This is a genomic window from Methylocaldum sp. (assembly GCF_035627495.1).
GTDB lineage: Bacteria > Pseudomonadota > Gammaproteobacteria > Methylococcales > Methylococcaceae > Methylocaldum.
In genome coordinates this window covers 1-4,819 of sequence record NZ_DASPLO010000208.1, presented here as the reverse complement: position 1 = coordinate 4,819, position 4,819 = coordinate 1, and the positions used below count along the sequence as shown (strand labels likewise).

Below are 4,819 nucleotides of genomic sequence, written 5' to 3'. Positions count from 1 at the left end.
AGCGTTCCACGGCCGAGCGCGCCTCGGCCGTCAGTTTCACTGCGTATTTCTGGGTTCGCATGATCGTCTCCTGGCTTCCAGACAATCATCAGACCCAAGACATGACCAAACATTGCACTGCTACCGTGGCGAAGCACTAGCCGGCTTGCGGACTCCGATACACCCCACGACGGACTTGGAACAGGCGGTACGCGATGCCGACATCGTCTCCTGCGCGACCATGACCACCGCTCCCCTCATCCGTGGCGAGTGGCTCAAGCCTGGAACCCATCTCGACCTGGTCGGCGCATTCACCCCGGAAATGCGAGAAGCCGACGACACGGCCATCCGGCGCGCGAAGATCTTCGTCGATTCGCGCGAGACAACCATCGCTCACATCGGCGAACTCTGCATCCCCATCCGGGAAGGCGTGATATCCGAGGCGGATATTTTGGCCGATCACTTCGAGCTATGCCGCGGCATGCACCCCGGCCGGCAATCTCCCGCCGAAATCACCCTGTTCAAAAACGGCGGCGGCGGTCATCTGGATCTGATGACGGCGCATTTCATCCTCGATCGCGCTGGTCACAAGAGTCGCGAGAATCCCTGACACACTTGAGTCCTGACTCTTTCCGCAAAAGTCCGATTATGGAGAATCAAGAGGCCAGGTTGAAGGACAACCGCTATCTGAAAACATGACGTCGCTGGCCGAGCAGAAAAAGGAGCTGCTGAGATCGGCTTATCGAGCAGATCAAAGACAAACTATGCCATGATCACCTTTTTGCATAATCTGACGGACATAACCTCGTGAGGCGACTAAGGACCGACCGCTGTGTGCCCAGGGACTAAACCGCTCGCGCGGTAGGGGTGCTCCGATCCACGATGGGAGGTGATTGAAGAGATTGGGTGCTCTTTTCTATGTTCGCGAAGGAGGCAATCCGCCTCGGTTCACGACAGGAGCAGAGCCATGAATACCTCGACGCCCACCGTATCACTCTTGCGCCAACGCATAATCGAAGATATGCGGTTGCGCAAACTCTCGGAAAAGACGCAGAGCCACTACATTCGTGCCGTGCGACGGCTGGCCGCCTTTCTGGGGCGTTCACCGGATACTGCTACCGCGGAGGATCTGCGAAATTTCCAGTTGTATCTGGTCGATCACGGGGTTTCGCCGATCTCGCTCAACGCGGCGATCACCGGGCTGAAGTTTTTCTTCGACGTGACGCTCGATCGGGGTCAGTTGATGGCCAGGATGCAGCCGGTCAAGCTACCCAAGACGCTGCCGGTGGTGTTGAGCCGTGAGGAAGTCGCGCGGCTGATTGCGGCAGCGGGCAATCTCAAGCACCAAACGGCTCTTTCAGTGGCCTATGCCACGGGATTGCGGGCCAGCGAAGTCGTTGCCTTGAGGGTCGGCGATATCGACAGCCAGCGGATGACGCTCCGGGTTGAGCAGGGCAAGGGGCACAAGGATCGCTATGCGATGCTCCCGCCCGTGCTGTTGGAGCGCCTTAGGGTCTGGTGGCGGGTCGCCCGGCGGCAGGGCAAGATGCTCGACGGCGGTTGGCTGTTCCCCGGCATGAACCCGATCGATCACCTGAGTACGCGCCAGCTCAACCGGGCCATCCATTTGGCGGCTGACACCGCGCAGATCGACAAGCGGGTCTCGCTGCACACGCTGCGGCATAGCTTCGCCACTCACCTGCTGGAGCAGAAGGTGGACATCCGCGTGATCCAGGCGCTGCTGGGGCACAAGAAGTTGGAGACCACCGCGCATTACACCCAGGTGGCGAACAACCTCCTGCAGGACGTGATCAGCCCCATCGAGACGCTGAAAGCCTCATAGGGTAGACCGATGGGGCGCTGGGCCCTGGAGGTCGCGGATATCTTCCGCGCCCACGGGGCCGCTTGGCGCCAGGCTCAGCGCGGCCATGTGAGTCTGGGCCAGCTCCAGGTCAGGTCGGCCATCGAACAGTGCCGCAGCGCGGCACTGGGTGGACACGTGCTGTGTTGTCAGTCCTGCGGCCACGACGAGATCGCCTATAACTCTTGCCGCAATCGGCATTGCCCGAAGTGCCAGGCCAGCGCGGCGAAACGTTGGCTCGAAGCGCGTCAGGCCGATCTCCTGCCGGTACCGTATTACCACGTGGTATTCACCTTACCGGCCCCGATCAGCGCCATCGCCTACACCAACAAGGCGCTGATCTATGGCTTGTTGTTCGAGGTCGCCGCCGAGACGCTACGCACCATTGCCGCCGATCCCAAGCATCTGGGTGCAAACATCGGCGCAACGCTGGTGCTGCATACCTGGGGATCGGCCCTGACCCACCATCCCCATGTGCACGGCATCGTGCCCGGCGGCGGCTTATCGGCCGACGGGGCGCGTTGGGTGGCCTGCAAGCCGGGCTTCTTCCTCCCGGTACGGGTGCTCTCGCGCCTGTTCCGTCGGCGCTTCCTGGAAGAACTGGAAAAGGCCCATCATGCGGAACGGCTACGGTTCTTCGGCGAGTTCGCCCCTCTGGCGGACCCGGTGGCGTTTGCGGAGTGGCTGGCGCCCTTGAAAGCCTTGGAATGGGTCGTCTACGCCAAACGCCCGTTGGCCGGGCCGGCGGCGGTGCTGGCGTATCTGTCCCGCTATACCCATCGGGTCGCGATCTCGAACCCACGGCTCGTCGCCCTGGATGAACGGGGCGTGACCTTCCGCTGGAAGGATTATCGGGCCAAGGGGCGAACGCGCCACAAGATCATGACCCTCGCCCCCGACGAATTCATGCGCCGCTTCCTGCTGCATGTGCTGCCCGGCGGCTTTCACCGCATCCGTCACTATGGCCTGATCGCCAACGGCGGGCGCAGGGCCCATCTCGCACGCGTTCGCGAGCTCTTGGCGGAGCCGGCATCAACGGACTCGCCTGAACCTCAATCTGCCCAGGCCACCTCCGGTTCGAGTCGGCCGACCTATGTCTGCCCGGATTGCGGCGCACCGATGGTCATCATCGAGACGTGGGCGCGCCGACCATCGATACGTGCGCCCCCTACCGCTCGGATCGTCCCATGACCGGGTCTAGCGGTGAGCACGAAAAATGCGGATCGGCTCTCTGGTATTGGGGTCGACAAAGGAGGGCTTTGCCGAACCTGGAAAAACCGCAGGTTATACCTCATCACGACACGGTCAACTCTGCCAGGAAGGAGCAGTCACCGGTTGTCATCGCGAGCCCCCCCTTCAGTCACACCGCACGATTGCCCTATTCGTCCCGACTGCAAACCCTCAAATCCCCATAGCCATTTAGGCAGTTTCAAGCTTGCTGGCATATCCCGCGGTTTCCTCCCTGGAGGCTTGTGCGACGCCTGCCACCGATGCCGTTCGTAACCGGGAAGCTCAGAGCGTAAGGGCAGGCATCCCACAACCCTAAACCTTAAGGAAGCTCTGAATAAATCACTCTGTTAAGCTTTGCTCCATTCAACTGGAGTGGTGACGCGATGAAACAAACCAGCTTTGCCTCGTTGACGTTTGACGCCAAGAAGAAACAGACCCGCCGGGAGAAGTTTTTGGCCGAGATGGAACGGGCGATTCCTTGGGACGCGCTGTTGGCGGTGATCGAGCCCCACTATCCCAAAGCCGGACGTAGAGGGCGTCAACCGATGCCGTTGGCGACGATGTTGCGGATCTACTTTATGCAGCAGTGGTATGCGCTGTCCGATCCGGGCATGGAAGACGCCTTGTATGAGATCGAGTCGATGCGGCGGTTCGCCGGGCTGGAATTGGTGGAGGACGCGCTGCCCGACGAAACCACGATCCTGAACTTTCGGCGCCTGCTGGAACGGCACGACCTGACGGCGACACTGATGAACACCATCAACGACGTGCTGGAGGAGAAAAAACTGCTGCTCAAGGGCGGCACCATGGTGGATGCGACCTTGATCCATGCGGCGCCCTCGACTAAGAACCAGGACAAGTCGCGCGATCCAGAGATGCGTCAAACCAAGAAAGGGAACCAATGGTACTTCGGGATGAAGGTGCATGTCGGGGCGGATATCAACAGCGGCTTGGTGCAGACGGTGTCGGTGACGCCGGCCAATGTCTCGGATATCAGTCAATTACCCAACCTGTTGCGAGAAGACGACCGGGCGATTCTGGGGGATGCGGGTTATGTGAACAACGCCTTCAAACGGGCGGCACGCGAGGCCGGCGTGTTCTGGGGCGTGGCCCTGAAAGCTCGTCCGAAGCGCCGACTGGGGGCCGGGCAAAAACGCCGGAATCGCCGGATGTCGTCCATCCGCAGTCGGGTGGAGCACATTTTTCGGGTGATGAAGCGGCAATTCGGGTACACCAAAACCCGTTACCGGGGGATCGCGAAGAATGCCGCCCAGGTCTTCACGCTGATCGGACTGACCAATCTGTACCTGAAGCGGCGGGCGTTGATGGCGTGACGGGCGCAATCCGCCCGCGGTTCGCCCAGTGGGGCGGCATCGGCCGGGCGGACTGAGCAATACCGCGAATCTTTTGGCTGACTTGAACGTTCACAAGGGCTTTTTCGATCAGGCGACATCCACGTTGGTCATTTTGGGTTTGTTCAGAGGTTCCTTAACGGCCATCTGACCCGCCCGACACCGGTCATTCACGAACGTCAGCTCTCACTAAAGTCGAGTGATAAATTCGTGCCAAAACCAGCCTGTTCGAACACATCGACACCGGCCGAGTCACTCGGTCGTCCATGGATCAAGCCGTACTCGATCGACTGTTTTGCAAGCGCGAGCAGAAACCGGCGTTGCGCTGAGACTAGTGTCCTGTCCCATTAATACGTAGCATAAATCTTGCTTAATTTCTGGGTGTCTTTAGATTTGA

4 protein-coding genes are annotated in these 4,819 nt (G+C 60.3%); all 4 read left to right on the top strand.

Going from position 1 to position 4,819, the window contains the following annotated elements; genetic code table 11:
- Positions 1 to 589, top strand: a 589-nt coding sequence (locus tag VEB01_RS20320) for an ornithine cyclodeaminase family protein (RefSeq protein WP_324878682.1), incomplete at its 5' end; no start/stop codon positions are given.
- Positions 590 to 946: 357 nt separating this feature from the next.
- Complete coding sequence (locus tag VEB01_RS20315) at positions 947 to 1,822, top strand: tyrosine-type recombinase/integrase (RefSeq protein WP_324878680.1); 876 nt, start codon at positions 947 to 949, stop codon at positions 1,820 to 1,822.
- Between the two features lie 9 nt (positions 1,823 to 1,831).
- Positions 1,832 to 3,031: an IS91 family transposase gene (locus tag VEB01_RS20310; RefSeq protein WP_324878678.1), complete on the top strand. Its 1,200-nt coding sequence runs from the start codon at positions 1,832 to 1,834 to the stop codon at positions 3,029 to 3,031.
- Positions 3,032 to 3,453: 422 nt separating this feature from the next.
- Positions 3,454 to 4,404 (top strand): IS5 family transposase, encoded by a 951-nt coding sequence (locus VEB01_RS20305; protein WP_324878676.1) that lies wholly within the window; start codon positions 3,454 to 3,456, stop codon positions 4,402 to 4,404.
- Positions 4,405 to 4,819 lie beyond the last annotated feature (415 nt).